The organism is Plantibacter sp. H53 (assembly GCF_001650455.1).
GTDB classification, from domain to species: Bacteria; Actinomycetota; Actinomycetes; order Actinomycetales; family Microbacteriaceae; genus Plantibacter; species Plantibacter flavus_A.
On sequence record NZ_LWCT01000002.1, the window covers coordinates 110,261 to 127,713 of the forward strand.

Annotated in this window: 18 protein-coding genes; 7 read left to right on the top strand and 11 right to left on the bottom strand. The window is 69.4% G+C overall.

Annotated elements, in window-relative coordinates:
* Positions 1–11 precede the first annotated feature (11 nt).
* Genes A4X17_RS01930 through A4X17_RS01940 form a run of 3 tightly spaced genes read left to right on the top strand, consistent with a single transcriptional unit; the run spans position 12 to position 1,769 of the window.
* Positions 12–449: a hypothetical protein gene (locus tag A4X17_RS01930; RefSeq protein ID WP_064293974.1), complete on the top strand. Its 438-nt coding sequence runs from the start codon at positions 12–14 to the stop codon at positions 447–449.
* Between the two features lie 29 nt (positions 450–478).
* Positions 479–895: an SH3 domain-containing protein gene (locus A4X17_RS01935; protein WP_231884267.1), complete on the top strand. Its 417-nt coding sequence runs from the start codon at positions 479–481 to the stop codon at positions 893–895.
* Between the two features lie 46 nt (positions 896–941).
* Positions 942–1,769: a MerR family transcriptional regulator gene (locus A4X17_RS01940; RefSeq protein ID WP_064293975.1), complete on the top strand. Its 828-nt coding sequence runs from the start codon at positions 942–944 to the stop codon at positions 1,767–1,769.
* On the opposite strand, the gene A4X17_RS01945 is transcribed toward A4X17_RS01940, so the two are convergent.
* Both A4X17_RS01945 and A4X17_RS01950 read right to left on the bottom strand, forming a co-directional pair.
* A complete protein-coding gene (locus tag A4X17_RS01945; RefSeq protein WP_197478995.1) occupies positions 1,697–2,197 on the bottom strand; it encodes a GNAT family N-acetyltransferase in 501 nt (166 codons plus the stop codon). The genes A4X17_RS01940 and A4X17_RS01945 overlap by 73 nt on opposite strands.
* Positions 2,198–2,480: 283 nt before the next feature.
* Complete coding sequence (locus A4X17_RS01950; protein ID WP_082915858.1) at positions 2,481–3,116, bottom strand: TetR/AcrR family transcriptional regulator; 636 nt, start codon at positions 3,114–3,116, stop codon at positions 2,481–2,483.
* A 63-nt stretch (positions 3,117–3,179) separates the two neighbouring features.
* Here A4X17_RS01950 and A4X17_RS01955 point away from each other — a divergent pair, with 63 nt between their 5' ends.
* On the top strand, positions 3,180–3,908 hold the full coding sequence (locus tag A4X17_RS01955; RefSeq protein ID WP_082915859.1) for an NAD(P)H-binding protein: 729 nt from the start codon (positions 3,180–3,182) through the stop codon (positions 3,906–3,908).
* Here the strand turns inward: A4X17_RS01955 and A4X17_RS01960 are convergent.
* Entirely contained in the window at positions 3,896–4,885 is a 990-nt protein-coding gene (locus tag A4X17_RS01960) for an aldo/keto reductase (protein ID WP_064294129.1), read from the bottom strand. The two genes, A4X17_RS01955 and A4X17_RS01960, sit on opposite strands and share 13 nt — an antisense overlap.
* Before the next feature lie 135 nt (positions 4,886–5,020).
* Between A4X17_RS01960 and A4X17_RS01965 the strand changes: the two genes are divergently transcribed.
* Complete coding sequence (locus tag A4X17_RS01965) at positions 5,021–5,683, top strand: GNAT family N-acetyltransferase (RefSeq protein WP_064293977.1); 663 nt, start codon at positions 5,021–5,023, stop codon at positions 5,681–5,683.
* 11 nt (positions 5,684–5,694) lie between these two features.
* On the opposite strand, the gene A4X17_RS01970 is transcribed toward A4X17_RS01965, so the two are convergent.
* The 3 genes from A4X17_RS01970 to A4X17_RS01980 form a co-directional block, all read right to left on the bottom strand.
* Entirely contained in the window at positions 5,695–7,353 is a 1,659-nt protein-coding gene (locus A4X17_RS01970) for a cell wall metabolism sensor histidine kinase WalK (RefSeq protein ID WP_064293978.1), read from the bottom strand.
* Between the two features lie 178 nt (positions 7,354–7,531).
* Positions 7,532–8,509: a citrulline utilization hydrolase CtlX gene (gene ctlX, locus A4X17_RS01975; RefSeq protein ID WP_064293979.1), complete on the bottom strand. Its 978-nt coding sequence runs from the start codon at positions 8,507–8,509 to the stop codon at positions 7,532–7,534.
* Positions 8,510–8,516: 7 nt separating this feature from the next.
* On the bottom strand, positions 8,517–9,545 hold the full coding sequence (locus A4X17_RS01980; protein WP_064293980.1) for an ornithine cyclodeaminase: 1,029 nt from the start codon (positions 9,543–9,545) through the stop codon (positions 8,517–8,519).
* A gap of 162 nt (positions 9,546–9,707) precedes the next feature.
* Between A4X17_RS01980 and A4X17_RS01985 the strand changes: the two genes are divergently transcribed.
* Positions 9,708–10,139: an Lrp/AsnC family transcriptional regulator gene (locus tag A4X17_RS01985; protein WP_064293981.1), complete on the top strand. Its 432-nt coding sequence runs from the start codon at positions 9,708–9,710 to the stop codon at positions 10,137–10,139.
* 19 nt (positions 10,140–10,158) lie between these two features.
* Here the strand turns inward: A4X17_RS01985 and A4X17_RS01990 are convergent, their stop codons facing one another.
* The 3 genes from A4X17_RS01990 to A4X17_RS02000 form a co-directional block, all read right to left on the bottom strand.
* On the bottom strand, positions 10,159–12,720 hold the full coding sequence (locus A4X17_RS01990; protein ID WP_064293982.1) for a polynucleotide kinase-phosphatase: 2,562 nt from the start codon (positions 12,718–12,720) through the stop codon (positions 10,159–10,161).
* Entirely contained in the window at positions 12,717–14,120 is a 1,404-nt protein-coding gene (locus tag A4X17_RS01995; protein WP_064293983.1) for a 3' terminal RNA ribose 2'-O-methyltransferase Hen1, read from the bottom strand. The genes A4X17_RS01990 and A4X17_RS01995 overlap by 4 nt, the downstream gene beginning before the upstream one ends.
* A gap of 130 nt (positions 14,121–14,250) precedes the next feature.
* Entirely contained in the window at positions 14,251–14,730 is a 480-nt protein-coding gene (locus A4X17_RS02000) for a hypothetical protein (RefSeq protein WP_064293984.1), read from the bottom strand.
* Positions 14,731–14,807: 77 nt separating this feature from the next.
* On the opposite strand from A4X17_RS02000, the gene A4X17_RS02005 reads away from it, so the two are divergent.
* Positions 14,808–15,620 carry an endonuclease/exonuclease/phosphatase family protein gene (locus A4X17_RS02005; RefSeq protein ID WP_064293985.1) on the top strand — a complete coding sequence of 271 codons (813 nt, stop codon included), beginning with the start codon at positions 14,808–14,810 and terminating at the stop codon, positions 15,618–15,620.
* Positions 15,621–15,659: 39 nt separating this feature from the next.
* Here the strand turns inward: A4X17_RS02005 and A4X17_RS02010 are convergent, their stop codons facing one another.
* Both A4X17_RS02010 and A4X17_RS02015 read right to left on the bottom strand, forming a co-directional pair.
* Positions 15,660–16,388, bottom strand: coding sequence for a YoaK family protein (locus A4X17_RS02010; protein ID WP_197478996.1), 729 nt, complete (start codon positions 16,386–16,388; stop codon positions 15,660–15,662).
* A gap of 78 nt (positions 16,389–16,466) precedes the next feature.
* Entirely contained in the window at positions 16,467–17,435 is a 969-nt protein-coding gene (locus A4X17_RS02015; protein WP_064293986.1) for an acetylxylan esterase, read from the bottom strand.
* Positions 17,436–17,453 lie beyond the last annotated feature (18 nt).

A 17,453-nucleotide genomic window follows, 5' to 3' on the forward strand; every position in this document is an offset into this window, starting at 1 on the left:
AAGGACACACGGTGACCGACGAACCGAACACGGATGGTGGCCTGCGCCAATCGGTCCAACCGCCGGCGCATCCGGATCCGGGTGCCGAGTCCGCGGAGCTGGAGGGTCCGGTCAGTGGGCGAGCGGCCGGGATCGGCATCACGCTCCTCCTGTTCGCGCTGCTGATCGTGAGCTGGTTCGTCCAACTCTCGTTCGCCCTGCAGGGCGAGTTCGGGCCGCCCGAGGACCGGCTGAGCGGCGGCGGCATGCTCGGTGGCTTCATCCTCGGCGCCGTGATCGCGATCGCTCCGCCGATCGTCACGCTCATCCTGCAGGCGAGGGTCCACAAGCGGACCCCTCGTCACTCGATCATCGCCGCCGTCGGCGCCGCCGTCGTGCTCATCATCGCCGTACCGATCAACGCCATCGTCATCGGCCTCCAAGCGGTGAGCGTCATCAGCGGAAACTAGGAGCCCTCCTCCGCCGACGCTCCGAGCTCGTGCGCGAGGCCGCATCCGGCGGTGGCTCCATGGCGTGTATCCCGGCGGCGAAGGACCGCACTGAGAGGATTGACGCTGTGCGATGCGTCTTGATTGCTGATCATGAGATTCCCGAGCGCCCGCCGTTGACGGTGAGGCCCGGAGACGTCGTTCAGGTCGGGGACCGGGACACAGAGTGGCCCGCGTTCGTGTTCGTGACGGCATCACACGGAACGGGTTGGGTGCCCGCCCGCCATCTCGACGTCGACGGGTCGGTGGGTGTCGTCCGCGCCGGATACGACACCACCGAGCTGCCCGCAGTCACCGGCGACACCGTCGACATCGTCGAGGATGATCCGGAAAGCGGCTGGTCCTGGTGCCGGAACGCCGACGGTCGCGAGGGGTGGATTCCCCACCGCGTGCTCACGGTGGAGTGATCGAGATGCTTGACTCTGACACCGTGTGAGGAGGGAGAACTGAGACATGTTGTCCATCGGAGCGTTCGCGCAGATCGGCCAGGTGACCCACCGGATGCTCCGGCATTGGGACACCGCAGGTCTGCTCGTGCCTGCCCACGTGGACGAGTCCAGCGGCTACCGCTCGTATGATCCTTCGCAGTTGGAACGACTGCATCGGATCGTGGCGCTTCGACATCTCGGCTTCGGTCTCGAGGACGTCGCCCTGATCCTCGACCAAGGGGTGGATGCCACGCGCATCGCCCGGTTGTTGCAGGCGCGTCGAGCCGAGGTCGAACGCGAGCATCGCGTCGCGGCCGCACGACTCGTCGATGTGGAACGGCGGCTCCACCTCATCGAAAGAGAGCATCACATGTCAGAGATCGAGATCATCGAGAAGCCCCTGCCCGCCGTTCGGCTGGCCGCCCGCCGTGGCGTCGTCCCCTCCCAGCCGGACATCGCGGACTTCGTCGGACCCTCGTTCGACGCGGTCGCGTCCATCATCGGAGACGAGAGCGGTTCGCTGACCACGCCGATCGCGCAGTACAGCGCGAGCGAGGACGGCACCGAAGTCGTCGTCGGCTACGCCTACAACGGCGCGCCCCGCGAAGGCTTCGAGGTCGTCGAGCTGCCGGCAGAGCTCCTGGCGATCTGCGGCATCCATCTCGGGTCGATGGACCGGATCGCTGAGAGCTGGCAGTCGATCCACGCCGAGATCATCGCCCGGGGCTTCGTGCCGGCGGGGCCGTGCCGCGAGCTCTACGTTCGGGCGGTGTCGGAGGATCAGTCCGACTGGGTCACGGAACTGCAGCAGCCGATCGCTGCCGCCTCGGTGCTGCGTGACAGCACGACATAGGGCGCTCGTCCAGCGTGGTCGGTGACCGTCTGACGCGGCTCGAACCCGACGGCTCGCCAGAACCGGACGCCGCGCTCGTTCCCGACCTCCGGGTCGACGGTGAGTCGAGCGATGTTCCGTTCCCTTGCGCGGGCCACCATGGCATCGACCACCCGTCGACCGGTCCCCTGACCTCGCGCCGAGGGCGACAAGATGAGGTCGATCCCAGCGCAGTCAGCCCCGTCCACGTGCAGCTGGACGAGCCCGACCGCCTGCTCCTCGACGAGGACGAGATAGCACTCGACGTCGGGCAGTCGCGCCCCTAGGTACTTGGCGCGGATGAGTTCGTCGGAAAGCCGTCCCGGCCCGCCCCATCCGTGGAAGGAAGGGTCATCGAACAGGCGACGAAGCGTGATGAAGTCATCCGTGGACGCGAGTTTCAGCCTCATCGAAGCCATCATGCCCGGGGGCCAGTGAGTGTCCATCCCCGCAGGCCGCCCTTACAGACCGGCGATTTCAGCCGATCGCACGACGAAGTACACGAGGATGGCGACGAATGCCACGACGAGGACGACGGCGGTCCAGAACATCACGATGCGAAGCCGTCGTATCTGTGGAGATTCGCCGGGTCGATTCCAGGGTGCGCGAGCCATGGAGCAACCATAACGGGGGGTCGGCGAACACGTCATCGCGCTCGCTCCCGCCGACTCCCCACGCTGAGGAAGCAGCCGCTCAGGTCCTGCGGTCTCGAGTGGCATCGGGGACGGCAGACGCCGACGCGACGGCACGAACCACCACGGCGAGTGTCGAGGAGGCCTGGGCGGTTGAGAGCGACCCGGACATGACACTTCGGGCGAGGGCGTCCCCGGCACCGACGACAGCTGCCAACGATGCACTCACGAGGGGTCCGGTCCAAGGCTCCAGCGCCTCGCGACAGATCTCGAGATACGCCTGCTCCGCCTCCGACCGCAGGGTGCTCAGGGTCTTCGACCCGCGGAGGGCGTCCACCACGGCCGAAAGCTCCAACCCCTCAGCGACCCAGCACGCGATGTAGGCCTCGGCGACCAGGTCGGCTACAGCATCGAGGTCCCGCGGGGCGCTCTCGAGGGCCCGGAGCAGGAGGTCTCGCTGGTGGGACTCGAAGGCTCGGTAGGCCTCGGAGAACAGCCCCGACAGATCGCCGAAGTGGTCGTAGGCCACGGGCTTCGTCACGCCGGCGTGCGCGGCCACACGCGCCAGGGTGACATCCGCGAGGTCCTGCGTGCGGATGAGGTCGCGGAACGCATCGAGCAACTGCGCGTGGCGCGCATCCCACGAGAGGCGACGTCTCGGCCCAGAGCTGAAGCTGTCGTCCGCGGTAGTTTTCATCCCCCGATTGTACCTACTCTTGGTAAGTTACCATTGGTAAGTAAGAGATCGAGAGGATCACCCATGACGTCACGAGACACCACCGCCGCGGCCGAGAACGCATCCCACGACGATTCAGCCGCACCCACCACGCGCGTCTTCATCTTCGGGATCACGGGCAGGGTCGGTCGCCTCCTGGCCGCCCGACTCCGCGCGGGCGGCATCATCGTCTCAGGCCTTACGAGGTCGTCACTGCCTGACCCCACCCTGGGCCCCGACGGAGTGACGACCGTCACGGGCGAGCTCGGGTTCGCCACCACGCGGGAGATCACGGCGATGATCTCGGACTGGGACGTCATCGTCTTCGCCGCGGGGTCGAATGCCGGAGCTCAAAGCGTGACAAACGACATCGACGACGCGGCGCTCCAGCGCGTGTCGGATGCAGTGATGGCATCACCGGGAAAACGCCTCATCTTGCTGTCCGTCCTGCCGGAGGCCTGGCGCGAGCGGCAGCTGAGCGACGACGAGGAACACTACTTCGCCGTCAAGAAACGGGCGGAGGTCGCCCTCACCCGTCAGCCGATCGACTGGGTCATCCTCCGCCCGTCCCTGCTGACCGACGACCCGGCCCGGGGCACGGTCGCCCTGGGGCCCGCCGAGCTCCACGACGAGATCACACGCGAGGACGTGGCCGCGGTCCTCGAGGCACTCGTTCTTGAGCCGACCATCAGCCGGCGGATCCTCGAAGTGAACACCGGGCCGACCGCCATCAGCGAGGCGGTCGGCCGCGTCGCACGTTCCTACCAGGCGTAGGCTTCCGGGGCCTGGCCACCGGGACCGGGGAAGAGCTCGTCGAGAGCGGCGAGGTCATCGGCGCTCAGCTCGATGTCGACCGCTGCGACGGCGGACTCCAGCTGCTCGATCGTGCGCGGTCCGATGATCGGGCCGGTCACGCCGGGCTGGTGCAGAAGCCACGCGAGACCGAGCGACGCCGAGGTCCAACCACGCTCGGACGCGAAGTGGTCGTAGGCGTCGAGCTGCTCCTGCTGCTTGGCTCGGGCCTCGGTGATACGAGACTCGCCCGACCGCGCGCGCTTGTCGGAGGAACCACCGCTCAGCAGACCACCGGACAGCGGCGACCACGGCAGGATGCCGAGCCCGTAGTGCTGTGCGGCGGGGATGACCTCGAGTTCGATCGAGCGCTGCGCGAGGTTGTAGAGCGACTGCTCGCTGACGAGACCGAGGAAGTGTCGCTGAGATGCGACCTCGTTCGCCTGCGCGATGTTCCACGCCGCGAAGTTCGAGCTGCCCGTGTAGACGACCTCGCCGCGCGCGACGAGCACCTCCATGGCCTGCCACAGCTCCTGCCAGGAGATGTGACGGTCGATGTGGTGGAACTGGTAGAGGTCGATCCGGTCCGTCTGCAGTCGCTCGAGCGACGCGATTGCCTCGCGACGCACCTGCCAGGCCGACGCACCACGCGCGTTCACCACATCCGAGCCGTCATCGTTCGGGGCGACCATGGGCGAGTGGACCTTCGTCGCCAGGACGATGTCGTCACGGACGCCGGGGCGGGCTGCGAACCACCGGCCGATGATCTCCTCCGTCGCGCCACGACCGGCGCTGCCGCCATACGCGTTCGCCGTGTCGAAGAAGTTGACGCCGAGCTCAAGTGCCCGGTCCATGATCGCGAACGAGTCCTCCTCGCTCGTCCGGTCGCCGAAGTTCATGGTGCCGAGCACGATCCTGGAGACCGTCGTCCCCGTGCGGCCGAGGTGCGTGTACTTCATCGTGGAGCCCTTCTCATCGTCGAACCGGGCCGCGATCCCGCGGCGCGTCGAGTGTGTCACGGAAGCCGCACTCCACACCCCCGGCTCGACAGCGCGGTCTCGACCGGCTACAGCCCGAGGCGATACCGTGGCACGATGCTCAGCCTCACCGACGTCTGGCCGCTGTTCGGCCTGGAGATCCGCACGCCGAGACTCGTCCTGCGCCTCGTGCGCGACGAGGACCTCCCCGGACTGATCGAGGCCGCCCTCGCCGGCGTCCACGACCCCGCCGTCATGCCGTTCTCCACACCGTGGACCGACCAGCCGCGCGAACAACTCATCCGCGAGACCGCACGGCACCTCTGGACCCAGCGTGCGGGCGCGACACCGTCGTCCTGGACGCTCAACCTCGCGATCCTCCTGGACGGGACACCGATCGGTCTGCAGGACGTCGGCGCCCGCGACTTCGCCGTCACCCGGACGGTGGGGAGCGGTTCCTGGTTGACGCAGGAACAGCAGGGCAAGGGGCTCGGCATCGAGATGCGGGCCGGCATGCTCCAGTTCGCCTTCGACCACCTCGACGCGGAGGTCGCCGTGTCGGACGCCGCCGTCTGGAACGGCGCATCGCTCGGCGTCTCGCGTCGACTCGGCTATCGGGACAACGGTCTGCAACGCTTCATCGGCCGACCGGGCGAACTCGTCGAGTCGCAAGGCCTCCGGCTGCACCGCGACGAGTTCATTCGGCCCGACTGGACGGCTGAGGTCACCGGCCTCGATGCGGCGCGGTCGTCACTCCTCGGAGAGGCGTCAGCGGACTGACAGCGCGGGCGTCATCGTGACGGTGTGGGGACAGGCTCCGGTGGCAGGACGAGGGTCGCGACGGTCCCACCGGGGACGTGTGCGACCGCGGGCGTGCTCCGCAGGGTCACGGAGCCGCCATGTGCCTCGGCGATCGCCCGTGCCGCCGGCAGGCCGAGCCCCACGCCCTGCACCGCCTGGTCCCGCGCGTACTCGGCCCGGTAGAACTTGTCGAAGGCCTGACGGAGTTCGTCGGCGCTCATCCCGACGCCCGTGTCGCTGACGGTCACCTCGGCGTGCCCGTCGCCCGGCTCGACGACCACGTCGACCGTCCCATCGGCCGGCGTGAACTTCACGGCGTTGGCGACGAGCTCGGTGATCGCACGGAGGACCTGCTCGGGGTCCGCGGAGACGACCGCCGCCGCATCGGCGCGCAGTCGGACGACCGGACCCGAGATTCCCGCGGTCGCCGTCTCGATCGCTCGCGCGGCGACGTCCGTGAGGTCGATACGACTCGGCGCGATCTGGACCGTGGAGTCGGACGCGGTCAACAGCTCCTGCACCCGCCGCTCCAGCTCGACCGCGTTGCGCTGGACCACCCGCAGCGCCGGGAGCAGACCGGGGGCGTCGACCTCGGCGTCGTCCATGATCAGCTCGAGGTAGCCGTGGATGGAGGTGAGCGGCGTCCGCAACTCGTGCGAGACCGTCGTGAGGAACGCCTCACGGACGTTGATCGCATTCGCGAGCTCGGTGACGTCGTGTGCGACGATGACCGTCCCCAGATGCGTGTCGCCGTTGCGCATGACCCGCGTGGAGCTGGCGAGGATCGCCCGTTGTCGGCCGGCCTCCCCCACCCATTCGAGATGATTCGACAGCAGCTCGCCCCGCAGCGCTCTGGGGATGATCTGCTCGTCGAACGGGATGGGTGTCCGGCGGTCGGCTTGGAGCACGTGTTCCCCGGCATACGGCGGGGTGTCCAGCCGGAACCCGACGGCGGCGACCATGTCCGCGGCATGCGCGTTCGCCACGCCCAGGGTGCCGTCCGCCGTGTAGAAGGCCACGCCCGCGTCCACCGTCTCGAGGATCGATTCGGCGAGCGCCTCCGCGTCGAGCGCCCTGGCGAGCGAGCGTTCGAGCTGCGCGGCCTGCTCCTGGATGGCTTGTCGGCTCCGTCGCAGTTGGCGGGCCCCGATGTTCACGGCGACCGCGATACCGATCGTGAGCATGGGCAGCAGGGCGACATTGAGCCAGTCCACGGCGGTCTCCGGCGTGCGAGCCCGGAGGACGTAGGGAGCACTGCTGATGAACAGGGTCCCCGCCACGGCCAGGATGATCATCCGCGGGGTGAACCCGAACGCCAACCAGAGGACGGGGAAGATGCAGAGCAGGCTCGCGCCCGGAGTCACGCTGATGAGCTCGAGCCGGATGCTCGCGACGGCGAGGAGGTCGAGGACCGCGATGACGGCCATCGCGTGCGTCGGCCAGCGTTCCCAGGGCAGGAATCCTGCCAGGAGGGTGCTGATCGCCGCGAGAGCAGTGCCCGAGAGGACGGCGACCGTGAAGAACCGCTCGGGCAGGACGATCGCGACGAGGATCGCGACGATGCCGAAGGCGATCGCGAACGGGAGCTGTGCGCGGGCGAACACCCGGAGTCGGCCGCGTCGAGAGGCTTCATGTTCCAACAGCGGCATGATCGCCCACTCTCTGCAGCTCGGTCAGAGAGGACGTCGGCCGGATTCCACGTCGATCAGCTGATCGATCGTCAATCTAGCCCATGCGCACGCGATCAGCCATCGGCGGAGGCCTGTCGGGCCCAGGCACCGCGTCTGACGGACGGATTTGCGTTAATCGGATCACCGATCGGTGGAATCAGGACCGGGCGAGCTGGGCGGTCGGTGCCACATCGGACGCCGTCGCCGCAGGCCGCCGGTCCAGGTGGATCCCGGCGATCATGCATCGGACGGAACCCCCGGCGAGTTCGATCGTCGGGACGTCCAGCGGCAGGATCCGGCAGCTGCGCTCGATGATCGCGAGTTGTTCCGACCGCAGACTCTGGACGGCACGACTCGAGATCGCGAGGAGGCGTTCCCCCGTCGCCGAACGCAGCTCGATCGCGTTGCCGGCGAAGTCGCAGACCTGTCCGTAGTCGAGGTCGACGATCGTCCGCCCATGGCCCGTGAGCCGCTCGATCACCTGATCGCGTCGCGCCGGCGAGGCGATCAGGTCGAGACCGACGAGCGCGAACTCGGTCGCCACGCCCATCATGACGTTGGTGTGGTAGATCGGGACCCCGTGGGGGTCGACCGCGTCGAAGACGAGCGGCTCGTAGCCGAAGTTGGTGCAGAACCGCTCGAGGGCGATCGGGTCGGCACGGTGGGATCGCGCGACGAACGCCACTCGCGCTGCGTGGTCGAGCACCATCGCACCGGTGCCCTCGAGGAACACGTCGTCGAGCTCCAGCCCCGAGTAGTCGATGACGTCCTGCACGCGGTACTCGCGCTTCAGCATCTCGACGATGTCCCACCGCCGCTCGCGTCGGCGGTTCACCGCGTACATCGGGTAGACCGCCAGGTGCCCGCCCGCATGGGTGGACAGCCAGTTGTTGGGGAAGACGCTGTCGGGGCGGTCCGGGTCCTCATCGTCGAACAGGTGGACGCGGACGCCCGCGGCATCGAGGGCCTGCGCCACGGCGGTGACCTCGTCGAACGCCGCGTGAGCCACCCCGGCCACGGACGCCGACGGGACGCCCTCCGCCACCTGGAAGACGTTGTCGGCCGCGGTCAGCGGGTTCGGCGTGAACCGGTGCGGCCGGATGAGCACCACGGCCGACGGCGCCTGGACGGACATGTGGGACTCAGCCGACGGGAGAGAGCGCGCCGACGAGCCCGAAGAGATCCTTCGGGTCGTCGGGGGCGGCGACGAGGTCGATCTCCTCGAAGTACTCGCTGCCGTCGACGGAGTCGCGGAGGAAGCGCAGCGCGGTGAAGTCCTCGATCGCGAAGCCGACGGAGTCGAAGAGCGTGATCTGCTCCCGCGAGGTGCGGCCGGGGACGGCACCCGTGAGGACCTGCCAGAACTCGATCACCGGGAAATCGGGAGCCATCTGCTGGATCTCGCCCTCGATGCGGGTCTGCGGCGGGAATTCGACGAACACCTCGGCGCGATCGAGGATCGACGCCTCGAGCTCCGTCTTGCCGGGGCAGTCGCCACCGATGGCGTTCAGGTGCATGCCGGGCTCGACCAGGTCGTTCGTGAGCACGGTCGCGAGCGCCTTGTCGGCCGTGCAGGTCGTGACGACGTCCGCGCCCGCCACGGCGTCGGCGGCACTCGTCCCGATGACGACCTCGAATCCGAGCGGCTCCAGGTTGCGCGCGAACTTGTCCATTGCGAGCGGGTCGACGTCCCAGATCCGCACCGTGTTGATCCCGAGGGCGGCACGCATGCCGAGGGCCTGGAACTCGGCCTGGCTACCGGCGCCGATGAGCGCGTGGACGCTCGAATCGGGACGGGCGAGGTGCTTCGCGACCATGCCCGACGTCGCGGCGGTGCGGAGGGCCGTGAGGAGCGTCATCTCGGCGAGGAAGGTGGGGTAGCCGTTGTGCACGTCGGCGAGGACGCCGAACGCCGTGACCGTCTGGTAGCCCCGGGCGGGGTTGGAGGGGTGGCCGTTCACGTACTTGAAGGCGTACGTCTCGTGGTCGCTCGTCGGCATGAGCTCGATGACGCCGAACGGCGTGTGACTCGCGACCCGCGGGCTCTTGTCGAACGACGGCCAGCGGCGGAAGTCGGCCTCGAGGTAACCGATCATGCCGGCGATGATGCGCTCGGGACCTCGGTCTGCCGTCCAGCGGACCATGTTGCGGACATCGACGAAACGCGTCATGACGTTCCCTTCCAGACGAGTTCGGGCTCGGAGCCGACCGGAGCAGACCGCTCGCGGTTGCTTCGAGCCTAGGTTTCGACGATCTGCACTTTCCATTCCAGAGATGCGCGATTTGTGCACAGGTTATGCACAATGTGAGTAACTCGGTTGTACATTATGTGCATGGCTGCGCTGGACGATCTGGACCGGAGGCTGTTGGCTGCGCTCCGAGCCGACGGCCGTGCGTCGGTCGCGAGCCTGGCCCGGTCGCTCGACGTCGCCCGGGCGACCGTGAACAGCCGTCTGGAGCGGCTCATCTCCTCCGGCACGGTGGTCGGGTTCTCGGTCCGGGTGCGTGACGAACTCGATCCCGGCACCATCCGCGCGATCGCGTTCATCGAGGTCGAGGGTCGCACCACCGACCACGTCATCCGCCAGCTCCGCGGCTTCCCGGAGATCAGCGCGCTCCACACCACCAACGGCGGGTGGGACCTCGTCGCGGAACTCCGCACCGAGACGTTGACCGACTTCGACCGCGTGCTCGGCGGGATCCGACGCATCGAGGGCGTCGTCAACAGCGAGACGAGCCTCCTGCTGAGTTCCGTCCTCCGCTGACGACCCGCCAGGGTCGACCCTAGAGGCGCGGGTCGATGGGCTCGGACTCCATGGCGAGCACGCCGAAGACGGCCTGGTGCACCCGCCAGGTCGGTTCACCGGCGACGAACCGCTCGACCGCCTCGACACCGAGCGCGTACTCACGCAGCGCCATCGACCGCTTGTGGCCGATGTCCCGATCGCGCAGGCGCTCGAGGTTGTGGGGCTCCGTGTGGTCGGGACCGTAGATGATGCGCAGGTACTCACGGCCCCGCACCTTGATACCGGGCTGCGCGAGCGCCTTCTCACCACGGACGAGGCCGGCCACGGGCTTCACCACCATGCCCTCACCACCCGCACCGGTCAGCTCCTCCCACCACGCGGTCGCGGCGTCCTCGGACGCCGACGAGGTGAGGTCGACCTCGATCGAGCGGGTCCGGCGGATGAGCTCCGGGTCGGCGTCCGCGAGGCGGTCCGCCACCGAGAGGTGCCAGGCGTGGTCGCGGCCCAGGTGGCTCGTACCGGTCGAGGCGAGGAGCTGGAACGGCGCGAGCTGCACGCCCTCCAGACCGTTCGAGGGCGCGGTGTACGGACGGTAGGCCGCGACGTAGGCGTCAGCGGCCTCGGCCCGACGGCGCGTCCGCTCGAGCAGGTCCGAGACGTCGACACCGGTCGACGACGCCTGCTCCAGCACGCGGACGGCCGCCGGGAGCGCTGCGGTCGCGGCAGCTCCCACCGAGGCGTACTGGTCGCGGATCAAACTCTCCGCCTTCACCGACCACGGCAGCAGCTCGCTGTCGACGAGCATCCAGGAGGCGTCGAGCTCCTCCCAGAGACCGGCTCGCTCCACGGCGGCGTCGAGCCGGGTGAGGAGCGTCTGCGTCGTCGCATCGTCGAAGAACGGCCGACCGGTGCGGGTGTGGACGGTTCCGCGCCACCCCGCGGGAGCGCCGAAGGGTGCAGGATCACGGGTGAGCAGTACGACGGCACGCGAGCCCATGTGCTTCTCCTCGCAGACCACCCGGTCGAGCCCCTCCCGGCGATACGCCTCGAACGCCTCAGCGGGGTGCTCCAGGAGGTCCTTCCGCTGCGAGGTGCTCGGCGGGCTCATCGTCGGCGGCAGGTAGACCAGGCGCCGAGGGTCGATCGCGAACCGGCTCATGACCTCGAGTGCGCCGGCCGCGGCGTCCTCGCGGATGCCGACCCGGCCCGAGACGCGCGTCTCGACGACCTGCTTGCCGAGGACGTCGTCGATGCGCAGCAGCCCGGGATCCCGCTGCTCGCCGGCGGGACCGGTCGGGCGGCCGAGCGGCACGACGGGTTCGTACCAGACCTGCTCGGCCGGGACGTCGACGACCTCGCGCTCCGGCCACCGCAGGGCACTCAACTTGCCGCCGAAGACGCAGCCGGTGTCGAGACACATCGTGTTGTTGACCCACTCGGCGTCGAGGGTCGGCACGTGGCCGTAGAGGACGGTCGCCTTACCCCGGTAGTCCTCCGCCCACGGCAGCCGCACGGGCAGGCCGTACTCGTCGGTCTCCCCCGTGGTGTCGCCGTACAGCGCGAACGACCGCACCCGCCCGGAGGCGCGTCCGTGATACTGCTCGATCAGGCCGGCGTGCGCGACGACGAGCTTCCCGTCGTCGAGGACGAGGTGCGCGACGAGCTCGCGGCAGAACCGCTCGACCTCGGCCCGGAACTCCTCCGGCTCCTCGGCCAGTTGGGCGAGCGACTCGGCGAGCCCATGGCTGGTCTGCACCCGTTTGCCCTGCAGCGCGCGGACGAGCTTCGACTCGTGGTTGCCGGGCACCGCCAAGGCATGCCCCGCGCCGACCATCCCCATCGCCAGCCGCAGCACGCCAGGGGTGTCCGGCCCGCGGTCGACGAGGTCGCCGAGGAAGATCGCGCGGCGGCCCTCGGGGTGGGCGGCGTCGATCGGTCGGCCCGCCAGGTCGCGCTCGATCACGTACCCGAGCTTCGTGAGCAGCGTCTCGAGCTCACTCCGGCACCCGTGCACGTCGCCGATCGCGTCGAAGGGACCGCGCTCCTGACGGCGGTCGTTGAGCAGCGGCTCACGCACGAACGACGCCTGCGCGATCGCCTCGACGCCGGAGAGCACGTGGACCTTCCGGAAGCCCTCTTTGCTGAGGTGCCGCATCGACCGACGCAGTTGGTCCTGCTGCCGGGTGATGACGGCCGCGCCGAACGAGCGGTCCTCGCGGGCCTCGTTGCGCTCGATGCAGACGCGCTCCGGGACGTCGAGCACCACGGCGACAGGGAGGACGTCGTGGTTGCGTGCCAGATCGATGAGCGACTTGCGCGAGGCCGGCTGGACGTTGGTCGCGTCGATGACCGTCAGGAGCCCGGCGTCGAGGCGGCGTGCGGCGACATCGCGGAGTGCGGCGAAGGCGTCCGCGCTGGCGGCCTGGTTGTTCTCGTCGTTGGAGACGAGCCCGCGGAAGAAGTCGCTCGACAGGGTCTCGAACCGGCCGAAGTGCGTGGCGGCGAAGGTCGACTTGCCGGACCCGCTCACGCCGATGAGGACCACGAGCGACAGTTCGGGGATCGGCAGGGCGGCGGGGGTGTGCTCGAGGTCACTCATGCGATGGCCTTCCGGAAGACGGCGAGCTGCGTCAGCGAGCCGAGCTGCGGGTCGACGTCGCCGACCGTGCGGTGCTCGACGCCGTAGCCGTACCGCTCGGCCGCAGTGGTGCACCAGGTCGCGAACTCCTGACGGTCCCACTCGAAGCGGTGGTCCGGGTGCCGGAACGAGCCCGCCGGCAACGACGGATACAGCGCGTTGTATTCGCGGTTCGGCGTCGTGACGATCACGGCTTCTGGAGCCGCAGCACCGAAGATCGAAGCCTCGAGTGCATCGAGGCGCTCGGCGTCGATGTGCTCCACGACCTCCATCAGCACGATCGCATCGAGTCCGCGCAGCCGGGTGTCGGCGTAGGTCGCCGAGGACTGCAGCAGCTGGACACGCTCACGGACGCGGTCGCTCGCGTCGCGGAGCCCGAGCCGCTGCGACGCGGATGCGAGCGCGCGTCCGGAGACGTCGGTGCCGATCACCGTGGTGACGAGGGGATCCGCCAGCAGTCGCATGAGGAGCGCACCCTCGCCGCACCCGACGTCGGCGACCGACCGCGCCCGCACATCGGCGAGCGCCTGCAGGACCGCCTCGGCGCGCAGGCCGGCGAGTGCCGGAGCGCGCTTCGTCCGCGACGCGGTGGCCGCGTCGTCCCCGTCGGCGCCGTCGGTCCGCGCCTCCGGGTCCAGCTGCGACTGCGCATCGGTGACCATCCGCGACTGGTGCGCGAGATACCGCTTGGTGATCAGGTCCCGGTCGGGGTGATCGGCCAGCCACCCCTCGCCGGCACGGAGGAGCTTGCCGACCTCGTCGTCGGAGACCCAGTAGTGCTTGGCGTCGTCGAGCACGGGCAGCAGCACGTAGAGCTGGCGGAGCGCGTCGGCGAGGCGGAGGTGACCGGTCAGCTCCAGGTCGACGTATCGCGAGTCGCCCCACGCGGGGACCGTCGGGTCGAGCGGGATCACCCGTTCGACGACGGTCCAGCCGAGCGGGGTGAAGAGTCGGGTCGCCAGCTGCTCCAGACCTCGCGACGGCACCGCGGCGACCGTGATCGTCAGCGGGAGCGCTGCCGCGGCGAGCTCGGGGTGGGAGTCGCTGCGGCCGGTCATGGCGCTGCGGAACACCTGCCCGATCGCGACGGCGACCATCGACGACGACGCGTACGGTCGGTCGTTCACGTACTGGGAGAGCGACGCGGCGTCACCGCCACCGAAGCGCTTCTGGCGGACGAGCGCGATCGCGTCGACCTCGAGCAGCAGGGCGATGGTGCACCGCTCGTCGCTCGCTTCCGGGTAGAACACGTGGGCGCGCCCGACGCTGAGGTCGAAGCTCTGCGCCAGCGCGGGATGCTTACGGACGAGGTGCCCCAGGTCGGCGGCCGAGGGCGCGGTCGAGGTGATGGTGACGAGCACTGGTCCATCCGTCCGTTCGGCGGCGAGGTTCCTGAAAGCCTAGCGGCGGTCGTCGTGCGTGCGTGAGTCGCCCGGATCTGCATGGAATTCAGCGATCTCCGTGCAGATCCGGGCGACTCGGGCCGCCTGATCAGCCTCCGAAGAGCTTGCCGAAGAACCCCTTGCGCGGCTTCCAGCCTGCGGCGGTCAGGGTGTCGATCACGGGCTGCTTGACCTCGTCGGTCGTGAACTCGTAACCCATGAACTGGCCGGTCGTCGTGCCATCGCGGTCGGTGGACTGCGAGATGGGCGCGACGCTCCGCCCGAAGGAGAAGGACTTCTGCGGGCCGGACTGCCAGGTGCGCTTCGTCGACAGACCGCCGACGCCGAGCGTCGTCTTCGAGGAGGACGACTGCTCGTGGAACTCCCACTCGCCGTCCTCGGGGTGCAGCTCGACCCGCAGCTCGTACTCGGCACTGAACATCCCGGCACCGATGAAGCCGAGCCAGCGCTGGTCGGCGTAGCGCCAGTGCGCGACGATCCCGTCGGGTGTCGGGTCGTAGATGAAGGGGAGTTCTTCGCTGTTGAGCGCGAGGATCCGGGCCTGGGCGTCGCGGAGGTCGAAGGTCATGGGGCGAGTCTAGGCAGGCGGACCGCTCGGCGACATGGGGACAGCTCCCCGTCACCCGGCTCCCCTACGCTGGCCGGGTGAGCGAATCCATCCTGACCCAGAACGTCCTGACCGTCATGAGCTACAACATCCGCACCGCTGTCGCCCAGCCCGGTCACGAGTGGGTGGACCGTGCACCGCTCGTCTCGCAGGTCATCGCCCGCAACGCTCCAGACCTCCTCGGGCTGCAGGAGGTCCGCGAGCATCAGTTGCACGACCTGCTCCCGGGCCTCGCCGAGTACGACTGGTTCGGGCAGGGCCGTGACGGCGGTTCGGCCGGCGAGTACGGACCGGTGTGCTTCCGCCGCTCGCGGTTCGAGCAGCTCGACGCCGGCGAGTTCTGGCTGTCGGACACCCCCGACGAACCGGGCTCGAACACCTGGCCGTCACTGCACGCGCGGTTCGTCACCTGGGTCAGGCTCCGCGAGCGCCGCACCGGCGACGAGCTCGTCTTCGCCAACACCCACCTCGACCACGAAGGTACGCCGCACGGCGACGACGTCCGGACGCGCAGTGCGAAACTGATCGCCGACCGCTTCTCCGGCGTGGACGTGCCCGTCCTCCTCACCGGCGACTTCAACACCGAGCGCGGATCGGCGGCGCACGACGCCCTGGCGGACGCCGGGTTCGTCGACCTCTCGCCGTTGGAGAGCGACAACATCGGCACGTTCCAGGGCTACGGTCCGCAGCGTCCCGGGAACGCACGCATCGACTGGGTGCTCGGCCGCTCAGGCAGCGTCGCGCCGCACACCCGACTGGAACCGATCGAAGCCCTCGTGGACGAGCAGGAACCCACCTCGGAGGCGAGCGACCACTTCCCCATCCTCATCCGGGCGCAGCTCACCCACTGACGGCGGCGCGTCTCGGGCACGCGCGCGAGGAGCGGTGGATCAGCCGTCGGAGGCCGTCGGCGCGAGCCGGAGGAGGACAAGCCCGACGATCGACGGGAGGAGGGGCAGCGCCGCACCGAACATCGGGTCCACGCCGGTGAGGAGCGAGCCGCAGAGGGCGCCCGTCACGAGCAGCACGATCGCGCCGATGCGGATGAGGTGGTGGTCGTGGACACCGTCGGCGAGGCTCTGCATGAGACTCGTGAGGGTGCCGGTCACGAAGGTGGTCGTCACGCCCGACCGCTCGATGCGTCGCGCGACGGCCGTCTGCCCCGCCATCGCGAGCGTGGAGAGCGCGATGAGGACGCAGATCACGGGCGTCGTGCGCAGGTCGGAGGACACGATCCATCCGATGAGGACGCACGCCTGCGCGACCACCGCACCGCCGAGGACGAGGACGAGCCGGTGCTGCGGCGCCTCCGGAGGCCGCCCAGGGGTGGCGACGAGCCTCGTGAAGCGGAAGGCCAGGAACGTCCCGACGGAGAACAGCAGCACGGCGACCGTCGCCCCGAGCAGGACCTCGCCGAAGTCCGGTCTGCTCGTGAGTCCGGCCAGCACGAAGTTGCCGGTCATGTTCGCGGTGAAGACGCCGCCGAGCTGGAGGAACGCGAAGGCGTCGGTCGCTCCGGCCGCGAACGAGAGCACGAGCGCCATCGCCGCGATCATGCCGGCCCGCGTCCGACGCCGGGTGGTCGTCAGGGTCGAGTCGGTGCCGCCGGTCTCAGTCACGTGCACATCGTCCCACGCCCGCTCGCCCATCGTCGGGCGAACGGGAGCTCGCTCACCCGAACATGGGCGAACGGAGCGTCAGGCGAGGAGGTCCGCGAGGAAGGTCAGCTGCGCCTGCTGCTGCACCGGCCCGCCACCCTCGTGCCCGTTGTACGGGTAGACGGCGATGTCCTTCTGCGTGCCCGCGTAGTGGTTGAACGCCGCGTACACCGTCGAGGGCGGACACACCGCATCGCAGAGCGCGACGGAGAACAGTGCGGGGGCGGTCGCGCGGGCGGCGAAGTTCGTCGCGTCGAAGTACGAGAGCGTCCGGAACACCTCCTCCTCGTGACCACGTCGGCTGATGAGGTACGTCTTCAGCTCGGCGAAGGGGCTCGCGTCGGTGATCTGCAGGGCACGACGGAAGTGCGACAGGAACGGGACGTCGACGAGCGCCGCCGCGAGTCCCTCGCAGAGCCCGGCCGCGGCGAGCGCGATGCCGCCGCCCTGGCTCCCACCGGCGACGACGACCCTCGCGGGGTCGACCTCCGGGAAGCTGCGCACCGCGTCGACGGCGAGCGCCGCGTCCGTGAAGACCCGACGGTAGTAGTAGGTCTCGGGGGTGTCGAGCCCGGCGCTCATCTTGCCGGCGACCTGCGGACCGCTTCCGAACGGGTCGGCCGTCGCGCCCGGCAGGTTCGCGCTCCCCTGACCGCGGGTGTCCATGACGAACACGGCGTAGCCCGCGGACGGGTGCATCGTCCACTGGTGGGCGAGCCCGCGACCGCCGCTGTACCCGATGTAGTGCACGATGCACGGGAGCGGCTCGGTCGCGCCCGCCGGCCGGATGAACCAGCCTTTGATCGGGTCGCCGCCGAATCCGGAGAACGTGACGTCCTCGACGACGAGACCGGTCAGCTCAGGATCGGATCGTTCACGCACCGTCGGCTGGGCGAGGGCGTGGGCTTCGGCGAGGGTGTCCGCCCAGAACGCGTCGAAGTCCGACGCCTCCTCGCGGTCGGGCCGGTACTGCTGGAGTTGGGCGAGGGGGAGGTCGAATTGCGCCACGGGTCACCTTCGGTTCGT